The following is a 413-nucleotide window of genomic DNA, read 5'->3' on the forward strand; positions in this document are numbered from 1 at the left end:
GCGCGCCGATCTTCGCGCCCGGCAGCGACGGCGTCGCGCTGCACGCGGTGGTCGCCAGCCGGCCGTACGCGCACCGGATCGAAAAGGCGCAGGCAAGCTCGTTCGCCGGCACCGATCTCGCCGCGTGGCTCGACGCGCACGGGATCGACACGCTCGCGGTGGCCGGCTACATGACGCACAACTGCAATGCGTCGACGGTCTATCACGCGGCGCATGCGGGGCTGAAGGTCGAGTACCTGAACGACGCGACGGGCACGCTGCCTTACGAGAACGAAGCGGGTGCGGTGAGCGCGGAAGAGATTCATCGCGCGTACGGGGTGGTGTTCCAGTCGAATTTCGCGGCGGTGATGTCGACCGACGCGTGGATCGCGGGACTGGCCGGCGCGCCGATGCCGGCGCGCGATTCGGTGGCC

General features: G+C 69.7%; 1 protein-coding gene. It reads left to right on the top strand.

The window, feature by feature from the left end; translation table 11 throughout:
- A partial coding sequence (locus A9Z05_RS31465; RefSeq protein ID WP_256122139.1) for an isochorismatase family protein occupies positions 1 to 413 on the top strand: 413 nt, incomplete at both ends.

Source organism: Burkholderia sp. A2, assembly GCF_001729305.1.
GTDB lineage: Bacteria > Pseudomonadota > Gammaproteobacteria > Burkholderiales > Burkholderiaceae > Burkholderia > Burkholderia sola.